The 23,318-nt window shown below is 63.6% G+C and carries 20 protein-coding genes; 8 read left to right on the plus strand and 12 right to left on the minus strand.

Annotation, left to right across the window (positions count from 1 at the left end; translation table 11 throughout):
* Window positions 1-3 precede the first annotated feature (3 nt).
* A complete protein-coding gene (locus OE747_RS13040) occupies window positions 4-468 on the plus strand; it encodes a DNA polymerase III subunit chi (RefSeq protein WP_263829026.1) in 465 nt (154 codons plus the stop codon).
* A gap of 399 nt (window positions 469-867) precedes the next feature.
* Window positions 868-2,424 carry an AMP-binding protein gene (locus tag OE747_RS13045; RefSeq protein ID WP_263829027.1) on the plus strand — a complete coding sequence of 519 codons (1,557 nt, stop codon included), beginning with the start codon at window positions 868-870 and terminating at the stop codon, window positions 2,422-2,424.
* A 9-nt stretch (window positions 2,425-2,433) separates the two neighbouring features.
* On the opposite strand, the gene OE747_RS13050 is transcribed toward OE747_RS13045, so the two are convergent.
* The 5 genes from OE747_RS13050 to OE747_RS13070 all read right to left on the minus strand — a co-directional run bounded on the left by OE747_RS13050 (window position 2,434) and on the right by OE747_RS13070 (window position 7,908).
* A complete protein-coding gene (locus tag OE747_RS13050) occupies window positions 2,434-3,015 on the minus strand; it encodes a retropepsin-like aspartic protease family protein (RefSeq protein ID WP_263829028.1) in 582 nt (193 codons plus the stop codon).
* Between the two features lie 39 nt (window positions 3,016-3,054).
* Window positions 3,055-3,672, minus strand: a complete 618-nt coding sequence (locus OE747_RS13055) for a MarC family protein (RefSeq protein WP_263829029.1) — start codon at window positions 3,670-3,672, stop codon at window positions 3,055-3,057.
* Window positions 3,673-3,809: 137 nt separating this feature from the next.
* Entirely contained in the window at window positions 3,810-5,327 is a 1,518-nt protein-coding gene (locus OE747_RS13060) for an arylsulfatase (protein ID WP_263829068.1), read from the minus strand.
* Window positions 5,328-5,590: 263 nt separating this feature from the next.
* Complete coding sequence (locus OE747_RS13065; protein WP_263829030.1) at window positions 5,591-6,061, minus strand: GNAT family N-acetyltransferase; 471 nt, start codon at window positions 6,059-6,061, stop codon at window positions 5,591-5,593.
* Window positions 6,058-7,908, minus strand: coding sequence for an ABC-F family ATP-binding cassette domain-containing protein (locus OE747_RS13070; RefSeq protein WP_263829031.1), 1,851 nt, complete (start codon window positions 7,906-7,908; stop codon window positions 6,058-6,060). Before OE747_RS13070 ends, OE747_RS13065 begins: the two co-directional genes overlap by 4 nt.
* A 120-nt stretch (window positions 7,909-8,028) precedes the next feature.
* Here OE747_RS13070 and OE747_RS13075 point away from each other — a divergent pair, with 120 nt between their 5' ends.
* Both OE747_RS13075 and ndk read left to right on the plus strand, forming a co-directional pair.
* On the plus strand, window positions 8,029-9,228 hold the full coding sequence (locus tag OE747_RS13075; RefSeq protein ID WP_263829032.1) for a multidrug effflux MFS transporter: 1,200 nt from the start codon (window positions 8,029-8,031) through the stop codon (window positions 9,226-9,228).
* A gap of 126 nt (window positions 9,229-9,354) precedes the next feature.
* A complete protein-coding gene (ndk, locus tag OE747_RS13080) occupies window positions 9,355-9,777 on the plus strand; it encodes a nucleoside-diphosphate kinase (protein WP_238903506.1) in 423 nt (140 codons plus the stop codon).
* 153 nt (window positions 9,778-9,930) lie between these two features.
* Here the strand turns inward: ndk and OE747_RS13085 are convergent, their stop codons facing one another.
* Window positions 9,931-10,281: a TfoX/Sxy family protein gene (locus OE747_RS13085; protein WP_263829033.1), complete on the minus strand. Its 351-nt coding sequence runs from the start codon at window positions 10,279-10,281 to the stop codon at window positions 9,931-9,933.
* Between the two features lie 104 nt (window positions 10,282-10,385).
* Between OE747_RS13085 and OE747_RS13090 the strand changes: the two genes are divergently transcribed.
* The 4 genes from OE747_RS13090 to OE747_RS13105 all read left to right on the plus strand — a co-directional run bounded on the left by OE747_RS13090 (window position 10,386) and on the right by OE747_RS13105 (window position 14,776).
* Window positions 10,386-11,207, plus strand: a complete 822-nt coding sequence (locus tag OE747_RS13090) for a methyltransferase domain-containing protein (protein WP_263829034.1) — start codon at window positions 10,386-10,388, stop codon at window positions 11,205-11,207.
* 22 nt (window positions 11,208-11,229) lie between these two features.
* Window positions 11,230-12,459, plus strand: coding sequence for a cytochrome P450 (locus OE747_RS13095; protein WP_263829035.1), 1,230 nt, complete (start codon window positions 11,230-11,232; stop codon window positions 12,457-12,459).
* A gap of 67 nt (window positions 12,460-12,526) precedes the next feature.
* On the plus strand, window positions 12,527-14,035 hold the full coding sequence (locus OE747_RS13100) for a CHAD domain-containing protein (protein WP_263829036.1): 1,509 nt from the start codon (window positions 12,527-12,529) through the stop codon (window positions 14,033-14,035).
* A 3-nt stretch (window positions 14,036-14,038) separates the two neighbouring features.
* Window positions 14,039-14,776 carry a ParA family protein gene (locus OE747_RS13105; protein ID WP_263829037.1) on the plus strand — a complete coding sequence of 246 codons (738 nt, stop codon included), beginning with the start codon at window positions 14,039-14,041 and terminating at the stop codon, window positions 14,774-14,776.
* Between the two features lie 2 nt (window positions 14,777-14,778).
* On the opposite strand, the gene OE747_RS13110 is transcribed toward OE747_RS13105, so the two are convergent.
* The 6 genes from OE747_RS13110 to OE747_RS13135 form a co-directional block, all read right to left on the minus strand.
* The gene (locus OE747_RS13110; RefSeq protein WP_263829038.1) at window positions 14,779-16,125 is read right to left on the minus strand and encodes a HAMP domain-containing histidine kinase; all 1,347 of its coding nucleotides are present in this window, start codon (window positions 16,123-16,125) and stop codon (window positions 14,779-14,781) included.
* Window positions 16,126-16,138: 13 nt separating this feature from the next.
* Window positions 16,139-16,819: a response regulator transcription factor gene (locus OE747_RS13115; protein WP_263829039.1), complete on the minus strand. Its 681-nt coding sequence runs from the start codon at window positions 16,817-16,819 to the stop codon at window positions 16,139-16,141.
* A gap of 176 nt (window positions 16,820-16,995) precedes the next feature.
* The gene (locus tag OE747_RS13120) at window positions 16,996-18,432 is read right to left on the minus strand and encodes a DegQ family serine endoprotease (RefSeq protein ID WP_263829040.1); all 1,437 of its coding nucleotides are present in this window, start codon (window positions 18,430-18,432) and stop codon (window positions 16,996-16,998) included.
* Window positions 18,433-18,536: 104 nt separating this feature from the next.
* Window positions 18,537-19,910 carry a M20 family metallopeptidase gene (locus OE747_RS13125; RefSeq protein ID WP_263829041.1) on the minus strand — a complete coding sequence of 458 codons (1,374 nt, stop codon included), beginning with the start codon at window positions 19,908-19,910 and terminating at the stop codon, window positions 18,537-18,539.
* A gap of 9 nt (window positions 19,911-19,919) precedes the next feature.
* Complete coding sequence (locus tag OE747_RS13130; protein WP_318527310.1) at window positions 19,920-20,780, minus strand: CobW family GTP-binding protein; 861 nt, start codon at window positions 20,778-20,780, stop codon at window positions 19,920-19,922.
* Complete coding sequence (locus tag OE747_RS13135) at window positions 20,780-22,366, minus strand: amidohydrolase (RefSeq protein WP_263829042.1); 1,587 nt, start codon at window positions 22,364-22,366, stop codon at window positions 20,780-20,782. Before OE747_RS13135 ends, OE747_RS13130 begins: the two co-directional genes overlap by 1 nt.
* Window positions 22,367-23,318: the final 952 nt, after the last annotated feature.

The following is a 23,318-nucleotide window of genomic DNA, read 5'->3' on the forward strand; positions in this document are numbered from 1 at the left end:
CCGATGGGCGCCGCCTATTTCTATCACCTGACCCGCAACCCGCTGGAGGCGACGCTGCCGGTGCTGCTGACCAAGGCACTGGGCGCGGGCTGGCGGGTGGCGGTGCGGGGCGGCGATCCCGGGCGGCTCGAATGGCTGGACGAAAAACTGTGGTTGGGCGCGGATGACGGGTTCCTGCCGCATGGGATGGCGGGCGGGCCGCATGACGCTGAACAGCCCGTGCTGCTGACCGCCGGGCCCGAGCTTGCTAACGGCGCGACCTGTGTCATGTGCATCGACGGTGCCGCTGTCAGCCCCGAGGAAGTAACCGCGCTCGACCGGGTCTGTATCCTGTTCGATGGCAATGACCCCTCCGCGGTGGACGCGGCGCGCGGTCAATGGCGCGCGCTGACCGGCGCGGGCTGTACTGCACAATACTGGTCCGAGGAGTCGGGCCGCTGGGAGAAGAAGGCCGAGGCCGGCGGTTGAAACAGGCAAGCCTGTGATGTCGGGCCTTTTTGCATTTAAACATTGGTCTTAACATCGGAAACGGCGGAAGGCTTTGTGTGTTTCGATCGCCACGACCTGTTCGAACCCTGAATGACGACAAAGCGACAGGGTCACAGGATTGATGGTTTCCAGACAGGCGGGCGGTCCGTCGGCATCGCATTCTTCCGGTGATGCCCCGAACGCTGCCGACCCAAGGCCGTCACATGGCAAAGACCAGAACTGGGCAAAAGTACTTTTGCCTGGCTACCGCAGGCTCCGGGATAAAACCCCGCAAGCGAGCGCTCGGGATCGGGCCTTTGTTTCGGCTTTGAGACTCGAACTTAAAACATTTGGAATGTGGCCGGGTCGGCGTAATCTCTCCCGAAAGGGGAGGTTGAAATGAATATTTACAAGAGCACTTTTCCGGACGTAGCCCTTTCGGACCTGACGGTCACCCAACGGGTGTTCGCGGGGCTGGATCCTGCGGCGACGGTTCTGGTGGATGGGCCGTCGGGCCGCAGCCTGACCGGCGCGCAATTCATCGGCGGGGTCAAGGCGCTGGCCGGAGGGCTGACCACGCGCGGTTGGGGCGCGGGCAAGGTTGTGGCGCTGATGGCGCCCAATCTCCCCGAGTACTGCGTGGTCTTCCACGCTTCGGTCTGGGCTGGCGGAACGGTCACCACGATCAATCCGACCTATACCGCGCATGAGGTGAAACATCAGTTGAACGACGCGGGCGCCGATGTGCTGGTGACCATCGCGATGTTTGCCGACACCGCGCGCGCGGCGATCCAGGGCACCGGCGTCCGCGAGATCGTGATCATCGGCGACGCGCCCGAAGGGATGGTGCCGCTCTCGACACTGATGGGGCCACCTCTGGCCGAACAGGCGTCGGTCGATCTGGATGAGCACATTGCGGTGCTGCCCTATTCTTCGGGCACGACAGGGTTGCCCAAGGGCGTGATGCTGACGCATCGCAACCTTGTGGTGAATATCGACCAGACGCTGGCTGCCGCCGATCTGACCGCGCATGAAAAGACAGTCGCTTTTCTGCCGTTCTTTCACATCTACGGGCTTCAGGTGCTGATGAATATCTACATGGCGGCGGGGGGCGGTCTGGTGACCATGCCGCGTTTCGATCTGGAGATGTTCCTGAAGCTCATCACTCAATACCAGACACCGCGTCTGTGGATCGTGCCGCCGGTGGCGCTGGCACTTGCGAAACATCCGATGGTTGAAGGTTATGATCTGTCCTGCGTGCAGCACATCAATTGTGCGGCTGCGCCGCTGAGCGCCGATCTCAGCGACGCGATGGGGCAGCGGCTGGGCACCAATGCCGCCCAAGGCTATGGAATGACTGAACTGTCTCCGGTCAGCCATGTGTCTCCCTACGGCAAGGGCAAGCCTGGGGCTTCGGGGATCGCCATACCAAACACCGAATCCCGGATCGTGAACCCCGAAACGCTCGCCGACATGCCGCCGGGTGAGGACGGAGAGCTGTGGGTGCGGGGGCCGCAGGTGATGAAGGGATACCTGAACAACCCGGGCGCCACGGCCTCGACCATTGTCGAGGGGGGCTGGCTGCGCACGGGCGACATCGCCCATTTCGATGCGGACGGTTATCTCTACATTACCGACCGGCTGAAGGAACTGATCAAGTACAAGGGGTTCCAGGTGGCCCCGGCCGAGGTGGAGGCCGAGTTGCTGACGCATCCCGCCATCGCCGATGCCGCCGTGATCGGCAGGCCCGACAGCGATGCCGGGGAACTGCCGATGGCCTTTGTCGTCGCGGCGCCGGGGCAGACCGCGCCGACACTGGACGAACTGCAGGCCTATCTTGAAACCCGTCTGGCGCATTACAAGCAGGTGCGCGTTCTGGAAGTGGTCGAGGCGATCCCGAAATCGGCCTCGGGCAAGATCCTGCGTCGGCTCTTGCGCGATCAGATCGCGGGGTAAGCGGAGAGCCTAGCGGCTCAACACCAGTTTGCCTCCCGCGATCTCGATACTGCTGAACCTTTGCAGGTAGTCCATGCCAAGCAGAGATTCACTCATCTCACCCTCGTTCACCCAGGCGGTGACGCCCTGATCGGTGAACCCGCCCAGCTGCACCTGGCCCAGTTTCACCGGCGCGGTGCGCACCTCGCCATTGGCGGTATAGGCGCGGCCGAAATAGTTGAGCGCGCCGGTGTCGATGCCCAGCCGCTCGGCATCCGCGTGGCTCAGCACCACCTGGCTGGCGCCGGTATCGACCAGAAAGCGCAGCGGTTTGTCCTCGACGATGAGGGTGGCATAGTAGTGGCCGTCCGGGCTGCGCGGAATCTCGACCCTGTTCTCGCTGACCGACATGCGCGGCGTGCCCGCCACGGTGCCGCGAATGTCCTGCCACAGGCCCACCACCGCAATCGCCCCCATGAAGATGAACACCCAGGCCAGTGCCATTTGCAATGTCTTGCCCAGGTTGGCGCGATTATGGCTGATGAACCAGAACACCAGCGCCGCGCCAAGCAGCGAGAGATATATCAGGCGGGCGGTGTTGTCTGCGTCCATGGGCGGCCTTTCCTGCGGGGTCCTCCCCGATATGGGGTGTCAGCTGGCAAAGCCAAAGGCCCGGAGCCCGTCGAGGATGAACTGCACCGCCAGTGCCGCCAGCAGCATACCCAGAAGGCGGGTGACCACGTTGAGCCCGGTCTTGCCCAGAAGCCGCCCCAAGAGGCCCGAGATCAGGTAGAGAAACAGTACCACCGCCAGCACCGCCAGCATGACCGCAATCACCGTGGCCAGCCCCTCGGCGCCCGGATGCTGGCCTGCCAGCAGGATCATTGTGGCGATCGAGCCGGGGCCGGCGATCAGCGGAATGCCAAGTGGAAATACCGAGGGGTCGGCGTGTTCCTCGGCCTCGGCCCGGTCCTCGCGCCGCTTGGTGCGGCGCTCGAACAGCATGTCGAGCGCGGTGAGGAACAGCAGAACACCGCCCGCCACGCGAAAGGCGGGCATCGAGATGCCCACGAAGCCCAGCACCGCCTCGCCAAAGGCCGCGAACATGGCGAGGATCGCCGCCGCCGTCAGGCAGGCGCGCAGCGCGATGGCGCGTTTGGTACGGCTGTCCATGCCCTGGGTCAGCGCCATGAAGATCGGCGTCTGGCCCGGCGGGTCGATCACCACAAAAAGCGTGGTGAAAGCGGTGATCAGAAAGGCGGTGTCCATGGTAATCCAGTTTGCTTAGACCGTGCGCGCGCACCGTTTCTGAACACGAAAACGGGCGAAAGCCAAGCTTCGGCCCGGTTACAATCGAAAAAGCCGCCCCGAAGGGCGGCTTTCGCTCGTAGACAGATTCACAGGTATCAGTCGCCGACTGCCTGATTCATCTTGTCCATCACCTGATCCAGGCTGAAGCTCGCCGCCTTTTGCCGCGGGGGGAATTCCTGGAACGTGGCCAGGAAATTGCCGACATAGGCCTGTGCAGGTACCAGGAAATAGGCCCGGTCGATCATCCAGTCGTAATAGGTGTTCGAGGTCCGGTAGCTGCGTTCATAGGGATCGCGCCGCAGGTTGAAGATCAGCGGGACGCGCAGAGCGGTGAAAGGCTCGATCCAGGCCCGCAGGGTACCCCATGCCTTCTGTTCCATGAACATGATTTTCCAGTCCTGAAAGCGCAACGCTGTCAGGTCACCATCGTCCGAGAAATAGAAAACCTCGTTGCGCGGACTCTTGTCGGTCTCTCCGGTCAGCAATGGCAGGATGTTGTAACCGTCCAGGTGAACCTTGTAGTCACGGCCCATCGCAGGCGAGGAATAACCGGCCATAAGCTTTTCCTTGATGCCGGGATCACCGGCTGCCGCAAGGTAGGTCGGCAACCAGTCCATATGGTGGACGATCTCGTTGGTCACCGAACCGGGTTCGATATGACCGGGCCAGCGCACCATCGACGGGACCCGCCATCCGCCTTCCCAGTTGGTGTTCTTTTCGCCCCAGAACGGTGTAGCGGCGGCATCCGGCCAGGTGTTGTAATGCGGACCGTTGTCGGTGGAGTAATGCACGATCGTGTTGTCGGCGATGCCAAGCTCGTCGAGCAGATCGAGTAGCTGACCCACATGCATGTCGTGTTCGATCATGCCAGCGGTATATTCGTCGGCCACGCGCCCTGCGATTTCGTTAGCCTTCGCACGCATTTCTTCCTTTACATGCGTACGGAAATGCATGCGGGTGCCGTTCCACCAGACGTAAAAAGGCGTTCCCGCGTCATGCGCGCGTTTGATGAAGTCGATGGCGGCGGCGACGGTTTCATCGTCGACGGTTTCCATACGCTTCTTGGTCAGTGGGCCGGTGTCTTCGATGGTGCCGTCAGCCGAGGACTTGATGACGCCGCGCGGGCCGAAATTCTGGCGGAACTCCGATCCTTGCGGATAATCTTCGTTCTCCGGCTCTTCTTCCGCATTCAGATGATACAGGTTGCCAAAGAACTCGTCGAAACCGTGATTGCTTGGCAAATGTTCGTCACGGTCGCCCAGATGGTTCTTGCCGAATTGACCGGTCGCATAGCCGTGATCCTTCAGCAGGCCAGCGATGGTCGGATCTTCGATCTGCATGCCCTCTTTCGCACCGGGCAAGCCGACCTTGCTGAGGCCGGTCCGGAAAACCGACTGACCCATGATATAGGAGGAGCGGCCGGCGGTGCAGGATTGCTCGCCATAGTAGTCGGTAAAGATCATGCCTTCCTTGGCCACTCGATCAATGTTGGGCGTGCGATAGCCCATCAAACCCATCGTGTAAGCCGAGATGTTCGACTGGCCGATATCGTCGCCCCATATCACCAGGATGTTCGGTTTTTCCTGCGCGGCGGCAAGACCGCTGACGAACATCAGGACGGAAACTGTCACCGATCTGATCAATGATATTCGTGAAAGCGTTGAGTAGAGCATCATTTGTCTCCAATGAAAAACAATGGGTCAATGCACCGATCGTGCAGCTATGCCAAAGGGCACCATGAGATAATTTACTACGGGAATTGATCATTCAAAGAACTCTTTCGGTGAATGATCCATCCAAGCGGTGAGTCGCCCAAGAGTACAAAGAAACTGTTAATTTCTGCGAAAAATGTAAGTTCCGAAGGCCATTGCGGACATCATTCCTCGGCTTGGGGTACGATCAGCCTATAGCCCACCGCGCCTTGCAGTTTCCGGTAGGGTTGGAACCCCATCGATGAATAATAATGCAAGGCTTGAGCATTCGCTTCGCCGATGGTGGCGTCGATATGGATCAGCCCGGCGCGGCGCGCTGCTGCCAGCGTTTCGGCGAACAGCGCCCGCCCGATACCCCGGCGACCGGCATCGGCGGCGACGTAGGTGCCGATGATGCCCCAGCCGGCGGGCAGGTCGTAAACATTCTGGTCGCCTGCCACTTTCAGCGACTGAAAACCGAGGATGCGCGTACCCTCACAGGCCACCGCGCAGCTCAGCCGCTCGGGATCGTTGATGTAGCGGGTCAGGATCGTCTCGGCATCACCGCGACGGGTGCTGTTCCAGCCAGCCAGGATGGGCAACAACACTGCGCTCATCGCGGCGGCATCCGCCGTCTCGGCCTGTCGGACGATCATGTCGCCTGTGCCGCGTCGAGATTCTCCTGCGCTTCCATCCACAGCGTCTCCGCCCGGTCCATCGCGTCCTTCAACTCGGCATACTTGCGGTTCCAGACTTCGAGATCGGCGACCTTGTCATCGGCGTAAAGCGCGGGATCGGCCAGTTTGGCGGCGAGTTTGTCGTGCATGTCGGCCAGCTTCTCGACCCGCTCCTCGCATTTGCGCAACTCGGCCCGCAGCGCCAGCACCGTGTCGCGGCTGGCGCGCTTGGGCTTGGCCTCGGCCGGTTTGGCGGGCTCCGGCTTGTCACGCGCCAGCAGGAAGTCGCGATAGGCCTCCAGATCGCCTTCGAAGGGTTTCACCGACCCGTCCGAGACCAGCCACAGCCGGTCGGCCACAAGGCTGAGCAGGTGCATGTCGTGGCTGACCAAAATCACCGCGCCGGTATAATCGGTCAGCGCCTCGACCAGCGCCTCGCGGCTTTCGATATCGAGGTGGTTGGTCGGCTCGTCGAGGATCAGCATATGGGGCGCGTCAAGGGTGGCGATCAGCAGGCTGAGGCGTGCCTTCTGCCCGCCCGAGAGCCGCCCCACCGCGGTTTCCGCCTGCTCGGCGCCAAGGCCGAAGCCGGCCAGCCGCGCCCGTGCTTTCGCCGGGGCCTCGGCGGGGCGCAGGCGACGCAGGTGGTCGAGCGGGGTTTCGTCCACATATAGCTCGTCGACCTGATGCTGGGCGAAATAGCCAATGCGCAGCTTGGGCGAGCGGGTCATCCGCCCCGCCATAAGCGGCAGCCGGTCCGAGAGCAGTTTCGACAGGGTGGATTTGCCCTGGCCGTTCTTGCCCAACAGCGCGATCCGGTCGTCTTGGTCGATGCGCAGGTTCAGCCGTTTCAGGACCTCAGTCTGCCCATAGCCCGTGACCCCGCCTTCGAGATGGATGATCGGGGGCGACATCTCCTCGGGTTTGGGAAAGGTGAAGGCGCGCAATGCGGCCTCTTGCGGGCTGCTGATCGGCTGCATCCGGGCCAGCGCCTTGAGGCGCGATTGCGCCTGCTTGGCCTTGTCCGCCTTGTAGCGGAAGCGGTCGACATAAGATTGCAGATGCGCGCGGCGCGCTTCCTGCTTCTTGGCCATCGCCTGGGCCTGGGCCAGGTTATCGGCCCGCTGGCGGGCGAACTGGTCATAGGACCCCTGATAGAGGGTCAGCTTGCGATCCTCCAGATGCAGGATCGCACCCACCGCGCGATTGAGCAGCCCGCGATCATGGCTGATGATGATCACCGTATGGGGGTATCTTGCAAGATAGCTTTCCAGCCACAGCGCCCCTTCGAGGTCGAGATAGTTGGTCGGTTCATCGAGCAGCAGCAGGTCGGGCTGGGAAAACAGCACCGCCGCCAGCGCCACCCGCATCCGCCAGCCGCCCGAGAAATCGGAGCAGGGTTTGAGCTGTTCATCGTCATCGAATCCCAACCCCTTGAGGATCGAGGCGGCGCGCGCCGGGGCGCTCCAGGCGTCGATATCGGCCAGACGGGTCTGTACCTCGGCAATGCGCGCGGGGTCGGTGGCGGTTTCCGCCTCGGCCAAAAGCGCGGAGCGCTCAGTATCTGCCGCCAGAACCGTGTCAATGAGCGACACGTCCGAGGCGGGCGCCTCTTGCGCGACGCCGCCGATACGGGCGCGGCGGGGCAGGGCGATGGTGCCGGATTCCAGCGCCAGCTCGCCCCGGATCAGGCGAAACAGCGTGGTCTTGCCGGTGCCGTTGCGGCCCACAAGGCCCACCTTGTGGCCATCGGGAATGACGGCGCTGGCGCCGTCGAACAGCGGACGGCCCTCGACCGCGTAAGTGATGTTTTCGATCCTCAACATGGGCGCGCTCATAACAGAGAGGTGAGGGGGCCGCCAGCGGCTTGGGCCCGTTGCCGGGATGGTCAGGCGCGCGCGACCGTGATAGCGCAGAGAGACCGCCCCATCCGCCGGATTTCGCCCATGCGTCCCGCCACAAACCCGCCGCATCTGATCACGCTTGTTCTGGCCACCGCACTGGCGGTTCTGACCCTGAACATGTTCCTGCCGTCACTGGCGCATATCGCGTCGGATTTCGGGGTGGATTATGCGCTGGCGAACCTGTCGATCGCCGGATACCTGATCGTTACCGGGGTGTTGCAACTGATCATGGGCCCCTTGTCCGACCGCTATGGGCGGCGCCCGGTATTGTTGTGGTCGATGGGTGTTTTTGCGCTGGCCTCGGTCGGATGCGCGCTGGCCGAGAATATCTGGGTCTTTCTCGGCTTCCGGATGGTGCAGGGCGCGGTGATCGCGGGGCAGGTCCTGCCGCGCGCGTCGCTGCGCGATCTCTACCCGCCGTCGCAGGCCGCCGCGCGGCTGGGGCAATTGTCGATGGCGATGGCGCTGGCGCCGATGCTGGGGCCGATGCTGGGCGGTGTGCTGGAGAGCCTGTTCGGATGGCGGGCCGGGTTCATTCTCTATGCCGTCATGGGATTCGGAATGCTGGTGCTCGTCTGGGCGGATATGGGTGAAACGAACCAGAACCGCTCGGCCACCTTCGGGGCGCAGATGCGGCAGTATCCCGAGCTGTTCGGCTCACGCCGGTTCTGGGGTTACAGCCTGTGTGCCGCCTTCTCGGTGGGGGGCTTTTATGCCTTCATCACCGGAGCGCCCATGGTGGCGGCGGCTGCGTTCGACCTCAGCCCGGCGATGCTGGGCCTTGGCATCGGTATCATCACCCTGGGGTTCATGGCGGGCAACTTCGTCACCGGGCGCATTGCGCCGCGTGTGGGGCTGATGCCGCTGATCGTGGCCGGGCGCTGGGTGGCGAGCCTGGGGCCGCTGTTGGGGCTGGTGCTGTTTCTTGTCGGGCTGGGATCGGTCTGGGTGTTCTTTGCCTCGGCCATATTCGTGGGCTTTGGCAACGGGCTGACGCTGGCCAATGCCAATGCCGGGCTGATGTCGGTGCGCCCGCATCTGGCGGGCAGCGCCTCGGGCCTGTCTGGGGCGCTGACCGTGGCGCTGGGCGCGGCGCTGACCACGGCCACGGGCGTGATCGTGAACGCGCAGAATGCGCCCTATGCCGTTCTGGGGCTGATGCTGGCCGCCAGCCTGCTCAGCCTTGTCGCCGCGCTCTACACCCGCTGGGTTGACCTGCGCGACCCTCTGACCGAGACCTGACCGGGCAATCCGGTTTCCGGGTCCGGATTTGCCATCATGGCACTTTCCTTGTGCGTTCCATCGTGATAGGCGGCGCGCGATACATCCGGCGCGAAAGGCGCGCCGCCAGATTCAAGGAGAGCCCCGATGGCACTGGAACGCACCTTTTCGATCATCAAGCCCGATGCAACCCGCCGCAACCTGACCGGCAAGATCAACGCCAAGTTCGAGGATGCCGGCCTGCGCATCGTCGCGCAGAAGCGCATCCACATGACCAAGGAACAGGCGGGCAAGTTCTATGAAGTGCACGCCGCGCGCCCGTTTTATGACGAGCTGTGCGAATTCATGTCCTCGGCCCCGGTCGTGGTGCAGGTGCTGGAAGGCGAGAACGCCATTGCCAAGAACCGCGAAGTGATGGGCGCCACCAACCCCGCCGACGCGGCCCCCGGCACCATCCGCGCCGAGTTCGCCGAGTCGGTCGGTGAAAACTCGGTCCACGGTTCGGACGCGCCGGAAACCGCCGCTGTCGAGATCGCCTATTTCTTCTCGGGTATCGAACTGGTCGGCTGAGCCACCGGTCACCCGACCTGAACGAACAGGAAAAGCCGCCCCGGTTTCGAGGGCGGCTTTTTTATCGGGCGGGGTCGGGGGGCGCTGCCCCCATCGCGCCAGGGGCGCGATTCCCCCGGGATATTTGGAGCAAGAGGAAAGAGCAGATCTGCGTCAGGATTGCGGGCGCAGATCCTCGGGGCGGATACGGACGCCTAGTGCGTCGAGTTCTGCCACCAGTTTGCTGGCCGGGGCGGGTTTGGTCGCGGCCTTGATCGCGTCGAAACGGGCGCGCAGTTCAGCCTTTTCCTTGCCCTTGCAATCGTTCCACGGGCGGCCTTGCAGGCCCATCACCAGGACATAATAGCCAATGAAATGCGGCCGGGTTCCGGCGGCCAGGAGCCGGGCATAGGCGGCATCGGCGCCCAGCGCGCGCAGCTCATCCGCCGAATGGATGCCGGCGCGGGCGCAGGCCGCATCCATGGCGGGGCCGAGATTGCGGATGGAAGAGACGGGATCGGACATGGGTCGACCTTATGTGCGCCCGGGCGAAATGTCACCGGGTCCCGCTGCGTACTTGTCCGAGGCAACTCCCTGCGATAGTCACGGTTTCGTGAGGGGGGATTTGCATGAGCATATTGGGGCGCCTGTTTTATAAATCGCGAAAGTTCTATGACGACGATTTCGACTGGAGCAGCTACACGGCCGACAGTTACCACCGTCGTCTGAAGGGAGATGTTGAGAGCAATTTCAGAACGGTATCGGGCGAAGGTGATCTGTCGCTAGAGGTGGAAACCGGCAAGGTGAACGTCCGGGGCGATGCGCTTCATCCCAATGTGCAACTGATCCTGGAAGTCATCGGACAGTTGCAACCCACCTCGGTGCACGAAGTGGGCTGTGGGGGCGGCGATCATGTGGCGCATGCCTCGGTGCTGTTCCCGGATATTCAGGTGACCGGCGGCGATCGCGGCGCAACCCAGCTCGACCTGGCCATCGCACGGCACCCGCAGCTGTTAGGCAAGATCGGCATACAGGACATCACCATGCCCTTCTCCGACCAATGGCCACGGGCCGATCTGGTCTATAGCCAGGCGGTAATCATGCACATTCACACCGCCGTCAGCCATTTCGTGGCTCTGTCCAACATGGTGCGGCAGGCAAACAAATACGTATTGCTGGTCGAAAACGTCCAATGTCACAACTTTGTGCAGGATCTGATCGCGCTGGAGGAAGGCGGGCATCTGGCCTGGGGCAAGGCGCATCTCTACCAGGTCGAAGGGTCAACTGGTGCGCGCGGGATTCTGGTTTCCCGGGAACCGCTGGACTTGCCTGAACTTGTTTCGGACGCTCAGATGCGCGCCGGAGAGGCGCCTTCGGTCCGCCGGTTGCGCCGCTCGGACGAGGATAGCGGACGGGCCCTGACGGGGTTCGTGCGGGAATGGCGCAAGTGAGACACTCTGGAGGGGACGCTGCATGGATGACGCGGGCATACGAGACAAGGTGAAGGATCTGGACCTGACCGTGCCGCCGCCGGGGTTTCTGGAGAATCCGTTCCCGTTCTATGACGCGCTGTTGGCGCATGCGCCGGTGCTGCGGCAACCCGACGGGTCGGTTCTGCTGAGCCGTCATGCCGATCTTGACCGCATCTATCGCGACACCACGCTCTATTCCTCGGACAAGAAGGCCGCGTTTGGGCCGAAATTCGGGGTCGGGTCGCCGCTGTTTGAGCATCACACCACCTCGCTGGTGTTCAACGACCCGCCGCTGCACACACGGGTGCGCAAGATCATGACCTCGGCGCTGACACCGCGCGCCATCGCCCGGATGGAGCCGGGGCTGATCTCGACGGTCGATCACCTGCTGGACGCGATGGCGGGGCGGGAAACTGTCGATCTGATCGAGGAATTCGCCTCGACCATCCCGATCCAGATCATCGGCAACCTGCTGGATGTTCCGATGGAGGAACGCGGACCCCTTCGGGATTGGTCGCTGGTGATCCTGGGCGCGCTGGAACCGAAGCTGACCGACGATCAGCTGGCGCGCGGACAGGCGGCGGTGACCGAGTTCAAGACCTATCTGGAGGATCTGGTGGCGCGGCGCCGCGCCAGGCCGGGCGATCCGGAAACCGACGTGCTGACACGGCTGATCCGGGGCGAGGGCGCCGACCAGAAACTGTCGGAAATCGAGCTGCTGCAAAACTGTATCTTCATCCTGAACGCCGGGCACGAGACCACTTCGAACCTGATCGGCAATGGGCTGGCCTTGTTGAACGATTTCCCCGAAGAACGCCGAAAACTGCTTGAAGATCGGGATCTACTGCCTTTAGCTGTCGAGGAAATCCTGCGGTTCCGCTCGCCGAACCAATTTGGCAACCGGGAAACCACGGCCGAGATCGAACTGGACGGGCTGCGCCTGCCTGCAGGCACCAACCTGCATCTGTGCATTGGCGCGGCAAACCGTGATCCGGCTGTGTTCGACGATCCGGCGCGCTTCGATATCACGCGCAAGCCGAACCGGCACCTGGCCTTTGCCGGCGGGCCGCATGTCTGCGTTGGGCTGACCTTGGCGCGACTCGAAGGCCGGATCGCACTCGGGCGCCTGCTGGATCGTTGTCCCGACTATCGCCTGCGCGAGGGCCGGGTGCCCGGAGGGCGCATTCGGTTTCACGGCTACGCCACTCTGCCAGCACAGATGGCCCCTTGAAGCGGACGCGAAAGCATCGGGATAGATGAATGTTTCATTGCGGCGCGTGGCGTGATTTGATGCGCGCATGACCTGCACGATCGTCATCGCCGGTAAAGCCGCACCTCTGGTTCTGGCCAGGCCGTGCGAGGGCATGCGGTTTGCCGTTGGCGGCGCCCTGCGTCGTGATTTTGCACTTTACGATTGTTTCGACCAGCCCTTGCGCCGGTCGGGGCGGGTTCTGTTACGGACCGGCCGCGATCTTGTCCTGTTGTCTGACGATTCGGCGCCGGTTTCCCAAAAGGCGGAACCGGGACGAGGTAGCTTGCCCGCAATTGCACCCGGGGCGGTGTGCGATGCGCTGACCGGCCTGTCGCCGCTGCGGGCGCTGATGGAGCATTGCGCGGGCCGCGCGGAAACGATCTCGGTCGCGGTTCTGGACGATATGGAGAAAACCTGTCTACGGATGCAGGTCATTACCCTGTCGACCCGGTCCGGGGTGGCGACATTGGTTCTGATGGAACCGATGCGTGGGTATGACCGGGCGCATCAGCGCGTGGTCGATGCCCTGCTGGACTGTGAGGGCGCATCCCGGGGCGCGACCGGTCTTTGGCCTGTTTTGCTGCCTGGGGTGCAACCTTATCAGTCCAAGCCCGAGGTGCCGATCACTGCGGACGAGCCGGCACATGGTGTCGCGGCGGACCTGATCCGCTCTTCAATGTCGGTCTTCCGCCAGAACGAGGCAGGGATTATCGACGATGTAGATACCGAATTCCTGCATGACTATCGCATCGGATTGCGCCGCATCCGCTCGGTCCTGAGCCTGTTTCGCGACGTGTTTCCGCCCGAAGAGACAGAAGAATTGCAAAGGGCGTTCTCGGACCTGATGGCACCTACCGGAAGGGTGCGCGACCTCGACGTGTATCTGTTGGGACAGTCTGGGTTCCTTGCCCTTGTGCCCGAGGCGCTGCATCCCGGGTTGGACCTTCTCTTTGCCCGGATGAAGACAGAACGGGATGTAGCGCAACGGGCCCTGGCCCGTCACCTGCGCAGTGCCCGTTATACCGCACGCGTTGCCGCGCTGGAGGCGCGGCTGACCGATCCCGAAGGTCTCGCGCCCGGGCCCGAGAGCGAGCGTGCGGCGCTGCCTTATGCGCAGGCCCTGATCTGGAAGCGCTATCGCAAGGTGTGCAAGCTGGCGCGGCGCATAGATGCGGATACCCCGGATGATGATGTTCATCGCCTGCGCATCCACTGCAAGAAGCTGCGCTATCTCATGGAGTTTTTCGGGCCCTTGTTCCCAAAGAAGAAGTTCAGAAAAATTCTGAAACCCTTGAAAGGCTTGCAGGACAATCTTGGTCTCTTCAACGACTATTCGGTGCAGCAGATGGAACTCGGCCGGTACCTGCATCCCGACAATGATGCGCCGGTCGCGACCGATATGGCCGCAGCCGTTGGCGCGCTATTGGCAACGCTGTCGCGCTTGCAGGCTGGTGAACGGACGCGCGTTGTTGCCAGTTTCGCGGCATTCGACAATCGCGCGGTACGGTCCGTGTTCGAAGAGCTTTTTCACCAGCCAGAGGAGGCGCGGCGCTAGGCCATGCATGTGATCGCCTGCTACAGCAACAAGGGCGGTGTCGGCAAAACGGCGACATCGGTGAACCTTGCCCATGCCATCGCGCGTTCCGGGCGGCAGGTGCTGCTGTGCGATCTCGATCCGCAGGGGGCATCGAGTTACTATTTTCGGGTCAAACCGTCGAAAAGGCTGAGCGAGACGCGGTTTTTCGAGGATTCCGACCGCTTTGCCGATGCGATCCGCGCCAGCGATTTCGCGGGGCTCGACATCCTTCCCGCCAACCGAAGCTTTCGTGATTTCGATCGTTTCCTGAGCCGCATCCGCAGCAAGCGCTCGCGCCTGTCGAAGGCGCTGGTGGCCGGGGGCGCCGAATATGATGTCGTGGTGCTCGACTGTCCGCCGAACTTTTCCCTGCTGTCCGAGAACGTGTTTCGCGCCGCCGACCGGATCGTGGTGCCGGTTCCGCCCAGCACGCTGAGCGAGCGGACGTTCGAGCAATTGGTCGAATTCTTCAAGGATCAGGGATTGCCGCGCCGCAAGATTTCTGCGTTTTTCTCGATGGTTGAGGGGCGCAAGTCGCTGCATCGCGACACCATGGCGCGCATGCGCGCGGCCTATCCGAAACGGTTCCTCGCGGCCAGCATTCCCTATTCCGCGGATGTGGAACGAATGGGTCTGCGGCGGGCGCCGGTTGCCGAATACGCGCCCCGCAGCAAGGCGGCGGCCTGTTACGCCGACCTGTTCGCGGAACTGGCGCTCTGATCTCAGGACCTTGGCAGAACCAGCCGGGCCTCCAGCCCCGGGCTTGCATTGCGGGCCTCGAAGACGCCGCCATGCATCCGGGCAATGGCCGCCGCCAGCGCCAGACCAAGGCCCGAGTTACCCCCGGTCCGCGACGGGTCGAGCGTGACGAAAGGCTGCGTCAGGCGCTCCAGATCGGTCTCTGGCACGCCCGGGCCATGATCGCGCACCGACAGGATGACCGCATCCTCGGCGGCGGTGGTGTGCAACGCCACCTCGGTGCCGTCCGGCGCATAGCGCAACGCATTGTCGAGCAGGTTCGACAGCGCCTGCGCCAGCAAGGCGCGGTGACCCGGCAGGATGGCCGGGTCCGTCTCGACCGTGAGTGTGACGCCATTCTCTTGCGCCAGCGGTTCATAGAATTCAGCCACGTCGCGGGCCAGAGCCGCCAGATCCACGGCTTCGAACTCTTCCCTTCCCAGCCCCGCCTCGGCGCGCGAGATTTCGGTCAGCTGTGAAAACACCCTGAGCAGGTGGTCGACCTCGGCCAGCGCGCGGGCGGCGTCCGCATCCCGCTCGGCATCGGCCCGGCTGGGGTCGGTCAGGGCCTCGACCTTTTGGCGCAGGCGCGACAAGGGTGAGCGCAGGTCATGCGCGATCGAATTCGAGGTGGTCCGCAGATGGCCAACCAGTTCCTCGATCCGGTCCAGCATCTCGTTCAGGGTTCCGGCCATGCGGTCGAATTCATCCCCGGTTCCGCGCAGGGGAATGCGACGCGTCAGGTCGCCCGAGACGATTTCGGCGGCGGTGCGCGAGATGTCCTTGAACCGGGAAAACACCAGCCGCGTCAGAAACCAGCCGGTCAGCAGGCTGAGCGCCAGCGCGGCCAGCAGCGCCAGACCGACCGAGCGCAACAGCACCCGGTCAAACTGTCGCCGGGCGGAGGCGTCGCGCCCAACCAACAGCCGTTCACCACCGGGCAGCCGGATCGAGGCTGTAGAGACCGGGACGTTCTCGCCGGATTCGGTACGGATAAGGTCCAGTTCGACCCAACCGCTGCCCGGTTCCACATCGGGGGGCCAGCGCACGAGGTTTCCGGCAAGCACGATGCCAAACGGATCGGTCAGCAGATAGAGCGCGTCGCGCTCGGCGGCATCCTGGGTGCGGCGTTCGATGGCCTCGGTCAGCCCGAATATACCGCGCCGCTGGTACTCGTCGGACAGACCAGCCAGTTCGGCGGTGACTACCGAGCGCGTCTCGCCCGCGATGGTGCGGTTTGCGGTGACATAGACCAGCGCCAGCACGGCCGCAGTCAGAAGCGTGCTCAGCACCATGCTGAGCAGCACCAGCCGTGTTCTGGCATTTCGCATGATACCCAAGGACTTACCCATCAGAGATCATGTAGCCCGCGCCACGCACGGTCTCGATCAGAGGGGTATCGGCGCCCTCGTCGATCTGCCGGCGGAGTTTCGAGATATGGACATCCACGATGTTGGTGTTGGGGTCGAAATGATAGTCCCAGACGCCTTCGAGCAGCATGGTCCGGGTCACCACGCGGTTCTTGCGGCGCAGAAAGAATTCCAGGATCTGGAATTCGCGCGGGGTCAGGGTGATGTCGCGCCCACCTCGGGTCACTCTGCGGCGCAGCAGATCCATTTCCAGATCCCGGCAGGAAAGTGTCGCGGCTTCCTGCGTGTCCTTGGGACGTCTCAACAGGGCTTCTATGCGGGCCAGAAGTTCTTGAAAGGAAAAGGGTTTCACCAGATAGTCATCGGCGCCTGCGCGCAGCCCTTTGACGCGTTCATCGACCGCGCTCATCGCGGTCAGCATGATAACGGGGGTTTTCAACCCGGCGGCGCGGATCGACTTGATCAGAGACAGGCCGTCGAGGCCCGGCAGCATCCGGTCCAGCACCACCGCGTCAAACCCGCCATCGGTTGCGTGAAACAACCCCTCGCGCCCGTCGGCGGCGCTCTCCACGGCAAAGCCTTCCTCGGTAAAGCCCTTGGCCAGAAACTCACGGGTCTCGTCATCGTCTTCGACGATCAGAACACGTCGGCTCATGTAATTCCGGTCCTTGTTTTTGTCAGGATATATCCAAGACAATCCGCAAATGCACGCGCCGGGCGCGGATGGGGTCGCGCCCGGCGTGCCCGGGACAGGCATGAGATACCCGGGCGGTGCACTGCCGCCGCGCCAACAAGTGACTTGAGTGGTGGCGGCGCGGCGGCAGCGGGGGATCAGGCCAGTCGCACGGCGACAAACAAACGGTTGCCGTCGCGATTGATCAGAACCAGTGCCGGGTCGGTCTTTTCCTTGCCTAGTGCGGCCTTGAGCGCGGCCGGGCTGTCGGTATCGGTTCCGCCCACCCGTAGGATCACGTCACCCCGGCGCAGCCCCGCCTGCGCTGCGGGGCCATTGGCGTCGATGTCGGTGACGAGCACACCGCTGACATCGCTGCCAACCCCGGCCTGTGCCCGCATATCGTCGGTCAGCGGCGCCACGGTCAGGCCCAAGGCCGGCGTCTCGGCCGGATCGGCGGGGGCAACCCCGCTGGCCGAGGCCGATTGCTGATGCTGGCCGATGGTCACCGTCACATCCTGTGCCTTGCCGTTTCGGATGACCCGGACATTGGCCTTGGTCCCGATCTCGGTGGCGCCGACCAGACGCGGCAGGTCAGAGCTGGATTTCACGTCCTTGCCTTCGAAGGCCACGATCACGTCGCCCGGGTTCAGGTTGCCATCAGCGGGGCTGTCCTCGACCACATCCGAGACCAGGGCGCCGTTTGGACTGTCCAGCCCCATGGCGGCGGCGATATCGGCGCCGACGTTCTGAATCGACACGCCCAGCCAGCCACGGTCAACCTGGCCGTCCTCGCGCAGATCGTCGATCACATGCTCGACGATGTTCGAGGTGACGGCAAATCCCAGGCCCACCGAGCCGCCCGTCGGCGAATAGATGGCCGAGTTTACACCCACGACCTCGCCCTCCATGTTGAAGAGCGGCCCGCCCGAGTTGCCCTTGTTGATGGCGGCATCGGTCTGGATGAATTCGGCATAAGGCCCGTCCGAGATGTTGCGCCCCTTGGCCGACACGATGCCGGTGGTGACGGTGGAACTGAGACCAAAGGGGTTGCCGACGGCCACCACATCCTCGCCCACGCGGATGGCGTCGCTGTCGCCCAGAGTGACCGCAGGCAGATCCACACCGGCCTCAATGCGAAGCAGCGCCAGGTCGGTCAGCGGATCGGTACCAACCACTTCGGCGGTGAACTCGCGATCGTCGCTGAGCCGGACAGTCACCTTGTCTGCGCCTTCGACCACGTGGTTATTGGTGACGATATAGCCCTCGGCGTCGAGGATGAAGCCAGACCCCAAGCCCTGTCGCGGGCCGCTCTGCGGCGGTTGCATTCCGCCGGGTCCGCCGAACCGGTGGAAGAACTCTTCAAACGGTGTGCCTTCGAACGGGTTGGGTTGGCCCTTCATCTGCTGCGGCCTGGCCTCTTCCGAGGCCAGAACGGTAACCACCGCGGGCGAGACGCGCTCAACCAGATCGGCCAGCGCCTCGTCAGCCAGGCCGGGCAGGGCGGTCGAGCCCAAAAGCAGCGCGCCCAGGACAGGGGCGGCGGCCCAGTTCGGAAGCGAAGGGTTCAGTTTGCGGGACATGCGAATGCTCATCTTGTTCTCCTGTCAGTGTCCCGGTTGGCCCGGGTCTGACAAAAGGAATAAGCCCGCAGTCTGATCCTTTGCTGATCCTCGGATTAAGATTCGTTAATCCGGCTTCATTTGTCCGGCGGGGTCGCGCCGATATCCCAAAAGAGCCCCGCCATGACCTGTGTCGCCTGCCGCATCGTCGGGGCAAGGACATGTTCGTCGGGCGCGTGCTGGTTGCAGCCCGCATAGGAATGCGGCACCCAGATGGTGGGCAGCCCCAGGATGTCCGAGAAACACTCGTTGGGCAGCGAGCCGCCGAGATTGGGCAATACATGCGGGGCGGTGCCCACGGTTTCCGCGACCGAGGCGATGGCGAAGCGGGCCCAGGGATGGCCGGGGTCCAGCCGGGTGGCGGTGAACGGCAACTCGTCGCTGTCGACAATCTCGACCATGGGGAACCCTTGCCGGTCCAGATGCGCGCGCAGGGCGGGCAGGATGGCGTCTGGCCGGGTGCCGACCACAAAGCGCAGCTGGCAGGTGGCGCGCGCATCGCCCGCGATGGCATTCACCGGCGCCTCGGGCACGCCAGCGGTCATCGCGAGGATGGCGAAGGAATTCCAGCCATAGACGCGCTCGGCTGCGCTCAGCCCCGGTTCGCCCCAGTTGGGGTCGGCGCCGGCGGGCTCGGGCAGGGCGGCCAGCACCGCCCGGATCTCGTCGGTCAGGCTGTCGGGGCGCCATTCCGGTACCCGGATCGCGCCACGCGCATCGGTGATGCAGGCCAGCGCCTGCGCCAGGATCATCGCCGGGTCGGCCAGCAGGCCGCCCCAGTTGCCGGAATGATGCGCGCCGGGGCGCAGGCGCACCCGCAGGTCAAAGTTGAGCGCCCCGCGCGCGCCCATGAAGATCGTCGGATGCGCGGGGTCCAGCCGTGGCCCGTCGGAGGCGATCAGCACATCCGCCTGCAAGGCCTCCGCCTCGGTCCGGCAGAGGTCGGCCAGCCCGGGAGAGCCGATCTCTTCGCCCATTTCGATCAGCAGTTTCAGGTTGAACCCCAACCGCCCCCGTTCGGCCAACACGGCGCGCAGCGCGGTCAGGTTGACCAGATGCTGGCCCTTGTTGTCGGCGCTACCCCGGCCATAAAACCGGTCACCCCGCTGGGTCAGCTTGAACGGGCGCAGCCCATTGGCCCATGCATCGGTCTGGGCGCGGGTGACATCGCCGTGGCCATAGCTGAGCACCGTCGGCAAGTCCGGCGCTTCGATCCGTTCGGCCAGCAGAAACGGCGCGCCACCGGGGGCAGGGTTGGGCAAAAGGCGCGCGGTCATGCCAAGTGCGACCAGATGCGGAGCCAGCGCTTCGGTCAGATAGGCATGCAGCGCTTCGCCACGCCCTGGCACCTGGCTCTCGGTTTCCTGCGCGACCAGCACCGCCAGATCCCGCCAGAATTGGCCGCTGTCAAACCCCTGTTCCGCCCGTACAATCGCCTGTTGCCTGCTCATGTCACGCCCCTAGCTGTTCCACCATGCCTCAATGTCCTTCGGGGTGATCCGGCTCGCAAGGCCCAGAGCGACCAGCCCCGCGGTCGCGGTCTGCGCCGGGCGCAGATCGGCATGGGCGCCGACCACATGCACCTCGGTCATGCCATCGGGACCAGGGACAAAGCCCTTCAGCCGGTAGATCGCCGCCGGGCGTGTGGAGAGCTTGTCGCGCAAGGCGTCCCGGGTCATGGGCGCGGGCGCGGCGCAGGACCAGCCGCAATAGGCGGGATGTGCCGCACTTGTTGCCGATCCCGGGCGCGGCATCACATCAAAGAGCAGCGGCGCCAGCGCGCTATCCTGGGGCAGAGGCAAAGGCGCGGCAATCCCGGCCGCTGCCAGCGCCCGCGCCAGTTCGGGATCGGGGGTCGGCGTCTTCGTCAGCAACAGCAGGTCCGCCACCCGCATCTGCTGCGCCACCTGCGGCGCGATCAGCGGATCGGCCAGCAGTGCGGCGGCGTTCAACCCGTCAACCAGTGTCACGATACCGGCATAGCTCAGGTCCGGCTCGGCCTTGGCGGCATTGGCGATGGCTGCCGGGTCGGCGATACCGCTGGCCTCGATCACCAGGTGATCGGGGCGCGGGCTGCGGTCCAGCGCATCACCCAGCGCCAGGAACAGGTCCGCCCCCATGGTGCAGCAGACGCAGCCATTGGTCAGTGCGATGGTATCCTCGCCCATCGCGGCGATCAGGCCAGCGTCGATATTGATGGCGCCGAAATCGTTGACCATCACCAACAGGCGCAGCCCGTGATCCTCGGCCAGCAGGCGGTTGATCAGCGTGGTCTTGCCCGCGCCCAGATAGCCAGAGATGACGGTGAGCGGCAGACGCATCAGATCAGGTTCACCCGACCGCCCGACACGGTACCCAGCACCGGCACATCCTTCAGTGCCATCGGATCGACCTCGGTTGGATCCGCGCCCAGCACGGCGAAATCTGCGATCTTGCCGGTTTCGATAGAGCCGATCTCGGCATCGAGTTTCAGCGTATAGGCCGCGCCAAGGGTGATGGCGTAAAGCGCCTCGTCCACCGTGATCCGCTGCTCCGCGCCCAACGTCCGGCCCGACATGGTCTGGCGGTTGACCGCGCACCAGGCGGTAAAGAGCGGCCCCATCGAGGTCACCGGCGCATCGGAATGGATTGCCAGATGGACACCTGCATCCAGCGCCGAACGGGCGGCGTCCATGCGGGTGGCGCGATCCTCGCCGATGGTGAGCGCGGCGTGCTGGTCGCCAAAGAACCAGATGTGGTTCGAGAAGATATTGGTACATACACCCATTTCCGCACAGCGACGGAATTGATCGGGCCCCATCATCTGGCAATGCTGCAAGACATGCCGCGCACCTAGCCAGGGATGGGCGCGGCCTGCGGCCTCGAGCGCGTCGAGCGTGACCGAGGAGGCTTCGTCGCCGTTCACATGGATATGCATCTGCACGCCATGTTCCTGCATCGCGGCGCAAAGTTCGTGGATCAGGGCGGGTGGCGTGTTCCAGATCCCGTTGGGTTGGCCGCCGACATAGCCCGGCCATTTCACCCGCGCGGTCCAACCCTGGATCGAGCCGTCGGTCATCAGCTTGACCGCCCCCAGGCGAAGCTTGTCGGTGGAGTTCCCGCGCAGCGCCACGGCGCGTTTGGCGATGTCCTGCGGCGCGGCCCCGATTGCGCCCAGCACCGGCACGATGCGCAGGGCAAACCCCGGGTCCGAGGTGACGGCCAGCAGCGCGCCCAGGTCTTCGTCCTGCATCTCCGAGAACAGGTCCGTCACCGTGGTAACGCCCGCATGTTTGCAGACATCCCCATAGGCGCGGATCGCGCTCTCTTTTTGCGACAACCCGCGAAAATCGACGCCGGTGCGCCGCATCACCGGGAACATGGCGGCCATTTCCTGCAATTCACCGGTGGGCTCGCCATCCACGCCCTTGACCACGCCTTCGACATTGGTGTCGCGACTGTAACCGGCCATCTCCAGTGCTATGCTGTTGGCGCAGAGCAGATGAAAGTTCGAGAACATCACGACAACCGGCCGGTCCGACGCGATCTGGTCCAGATGATGCCGGTTCAGCCGTTCGGTGGGCAGAAAGATCGGATCGAACCCCCAGGCGATCAGCGGCTGGCCCTCGGGCAGGGTGGCGCTGTATTCCCGCAGGCGGGCGACCACGGCGCCGATATCGGTCATGCCCTTGTGCAGGTGGCCTTGCGGGTCGATCCGGTCGTGATACCCGGCATAGGCAAACTCCCACATCGCTCCGGCCATCATGTGCGCGTGTCCCTCGACAAGGCCCGGCATCAGCACGGCATGCGCCAGGCTGTCGTCACGGGCCACCGGCCCCCAGGCATCGGCACAATTGGCGCCGCCGACCGCCAGAATCTTGCCGTCGCGCACCGCGACATGGGTTGCGACCGGTCTGCTCGGATCCATGGTAATGATTTTCTGCGCTGCAAATACGGTGATGCCTGACATCTCGATTTCTCCCTGACCTGCAAAAGGGGTAGCTTGCGCTTGGGCGGCTGTAAATTGATATCCCCGCAGTCGATGGACCGCGTCCGGTCGCGATCCCGCCCGTTCTGGTTGCTGCTCTTTGCTTCTTTGGCAGAGGTCTCTTGCGGCGGCGAGATCCAGGGGCTGTTTCCCCGCCGCGCTATTTCAACGCGGAATACACCTTGCAAAACCATGTCCTGACCTGCCGGCAACGCCCCCGGGATCAAGCCCCGATGAGTCGCCGTCAGGCGGTTCAGGGCACTTGATTCGAACAGAAAACCGGGCCGATTGTTTGAAGATCGGAGAAAAAAAACAGTGTTTCTCGTGATTGATTACGAATGGGGCGACAAATTGGGGCGAAATCGTGGCGGCTCGATCCCGCGCTGCTGTGGATGCCACAATCTTGCCACTGTCTTCAAAAAGGAAACAAAAGCATGTACCTCGAATGGCGAGAATATTCCGCGGTCGACGGGAAGCCAAGAAACGTTAGGGTTTTCCCCGAATTTCACTAAAATTCATAGAAACAATTTTCAACCCTTGGGTGTGGGCCTGCGGCGGGCGGGTCGGATGAGGGGCGAGCGCGGCGGGAAATGTGGCAAATTCTGGACCTTTTTTCCCTTTGTGCCCCGATGCGCGTCCGGTATTTATGGATGCAGCCCATCTGGGGGGCGATGTTTGTTGGTCACGGGGGCGACCGCACCGAAATTGCGTCATTCGGGCGCGAGAAGATGTGTGATCGCACGGCGGCAGGGGTCGTCGGTGATGTAGGGAGACGTGCGCGCATTGCACAGTTGTCCTTGCTTCATGTTGCTTTCAAGCAGCCTTTCTCGGTTCCCCGGGCGAACGTTTCCGGTGCTGTCGCTGCCAGGCCGTCATCGCCGCGTTTAAACTT

This window comes from Ruegeria aquimaris (assembly GCF_025751555.1).
In the GTDB taxonomy this organism is placed as follows: Bacteria; Pseudomonadota; Alphaproteobacteria; order Rhodobacterales; family Rhodobacteraceae; genus Ruegeria_B; species Ruegeria_B aquimaris.